We start from the raw sequence: 2,645 nt of genomic DNA on the forward strand, positions 1-2,645 counted from the left end.
CGGTCGGCGGTGAGGGCGGCTTGTCCGGCGTAGCCTTCCGCGAGTTGTGTTCCGCCGACGTAGAGTTCGCCGACGACGCCGGTGGGGACGGGCCGTAGCCAGGTGTCCAGCACCCGGACCAGCACGCCGGGGACCGGGGTGCCGATGGTGGTTCCGTCGGTGTCGGCGGTGGCGTCGCCGGTGACCTCGGTCGAGCCGTAGAAGTTGCGCACCTGCGCGTCGGGGGCGGCTTGGCGGATGGCGTCGAGGGTGGCCGGGGCGAGGGTCTCGCCCGAGCAGACCCACTGCCGCAGCGACGCGAACGAGTCCGCCACGTCCGGAATGCGGGCCAGGACGTCGGCCAGGCTCGGCACCGTCAACAGGTGCGTGACCCGGTGACGGCGCACGGTCCCGGCCAGCGCGATCGGGTCTCCGGCGGCCTCGTCGTCGGTGATTACGACGGTGCCGCCCGCGGTCAGCGGCGTGAGCAGTTCGGTCACCGCGTCCACGAAGGCGACGCTGCTCTTGGCCAGGGCACGCGTGCCGGGGCCGAAGCCGAGGAGTTCGGCGCCCCACGCCAGCCGGTTCACGACCGCCCGGTGGGACAGCACCACGCCCTTCGGTCGGCCCGTGGTACCGGAGGTGAAGATGACGAAGGCCGCGTCTCCGGACGGTGGCGCAGCACGGCCGGTCTTCTGGAATTCATCCGAGCCGGTGACCACCATGGCCGCGCCGGAGTCCTCCAGGATCTGGCCGATGCGCTCGGCGGGATAGGCCGGATCGACCGGTACGCACACCGCTCCGGCTCGCAGCACGCCGAGCACGGCGACGACCCGGTGCACCGAGCGCGGTAGCACCAGCGCCACCCGGTCGCCCGGCGCGTTCCCCAGCGCACCGGCGAACGCCCGCACCCGCGCGTCCAGCTCCGCATACGACAGCGCGGTTCCGTCGTCCGCCAGCACCGCCGTCGCGTCCGGACGCGACGCGACCTGCCGCCGGAACAGCCCGTCCACCGACGCCTCCGAGGAGACGGCGGGGGTCACGGGGTGCGCAGGCGCGGGCAGCAGGTCCAGTTCCGCGACGCGGGTCTGCGGGTCGCTCGCGAGCGCGTCCAGGACCTTGCGGAACACGGTCACGAACCGTTCGGCCGTGGCCGCGTCGAAGAGGTCGACGGCGTAGGACAAGAAGCCGGTGAGCGCGTCGGGCGTCTCGGTCAGGTAGACGTCCAGGTCCGTCTTGACGGCGCCGAGCGACGACCGCTCCATCCGCGCCCGCACGCCGGGGAACTCCGGCTCCAGGACGGCGTGATCGGCCAGGTGCCGGTAGGTGAGCAGGACTTGGAACACCGGGTTCCGGTTCACCGCCCGTTCGCCGTCGATCGTCGCCGCGATCTGCTCGAACGGCGCCGCCTGGTGGGCCAGGCCGTCGAGGACCGCGTCGCGGGTCCGGGTGAGGACGTCGGTCAGCCGGTCGGCGGGGTGGAGCCGGTGGCGGAAGGGCAGGGTGTTGACGAAGTAGCCGACCAGGTCTTCCAGGCCGTCCTCGGTCCGGCCGCCGACGGGCGAGCCGATCACGACGTCGTCCCCGCCGCCGAGCGCGGACACGGTCAGCGCCAGGGCGGCCTGGACGACCATGAACGTCGTCGCACCCCGCGCCTCGGCCAGCGTACGCAGCGCCGCCGCCGTACGCGGGTCGACGTCGAACTCGATGTCGGCGCCGACGTGGGAGGGTGCGGCGGGGGGCGTCCGGTCGGGGGTGATGCCCGATTCGGGTGGTGCGTCGGCCAATGCTCGGCGCCAGTAGCCGAGCAGACGGTCCAGTTCGGCGTCGTCGAGCACCGCGCGCTGCCACAGCGCGTAGTCCGCGTACTGGCCGGGCAGCGGCGCCCATTCCGGCGGGAGGCCCTTGAGCCGGGCGCCGTAGGCCGACGACAGATCGCCCAGCAGCGCGGGGAACGACCACTCGTCCACGGCAGAGTGATGCACGGCCAGCGCCAGCACCCGTTCGGAGTCGGAGACGCGCAGCAGCGCCGCCCGGATCGGCAGCTCCGACCCCAGGGCGAACCCGGCCTGCACGATCTGCGTCAGCCGCGCCTCGCTGAATTCCTCCACCGCGATCGGGAGCCGCGCGGCGGCGTCCTCGGCGGGCACGACGACCTGACGGACGCTGCCCTCCCACTCCATCAGCAGCGTCCGCAAGACCTCGTGGCGGGACACCACGTCCCGGACCGCCGCCCGCAGCGCGGCCTCGTCCACGTGCCCGGACAGCCGCAGCACGACCGGGACCACGTACCGCCCGCCCGGGCCGCCGAGCTGGTCCACCAGCCACAACGCCTGCTGCCCGAACGAGACGGGGACGACGGCGGGACGGGGCATCTCGCCCACCCGCACCGGCTCCGCGCCGCGCGCGGGCGCGGGCGCGGCGCCGACGACCCGCGCCAGGGCCGCGATCGTCGGGGCGTCGAACACGTCCCGCAGCGAGAGCGCCGAGCCCAGGCGGGCGTTCACCCGCGCGACCGCCCGGGTCGCGAGGAGCGAGTGCCCGCCGAGGCGGAAGAAGTCGTCGTCCACGGACGGGTCGCGGTCCAGGTGGAGGACGTCGCGGAAGATGTCGGCCAGTGCGTGTTCGGTGGTGGTTTCGGGGGGTCGTCCGTCCGTGGTGGTGAG

1 protein-coding gene is annotated in these 2,645 nt (G+C 73.9%); it reads right to left on the minus strand.

Annotation, left to right across the window (positions count from 1 at the left end; all coding sequences use genetic code 11):
- On the minus strand, positions 1 to 2,645 hold a 2,645-nt coding region (locus tag C229_RS32225), incomplete at both ends, for a non-ribosomal peptide synthetase (RefSeq protein WP_018658596.1).

This window comes from Actinomadura flavalba DSM 45200, from assembly GCF_000374305.1.
GTDB classification, from domain to species: Bacteria; Actinomycetota; Actinomycetes; order Streptosporangiales; family Streptosporangiaceae; genus Spirillospora; species Spirillospora flavalba.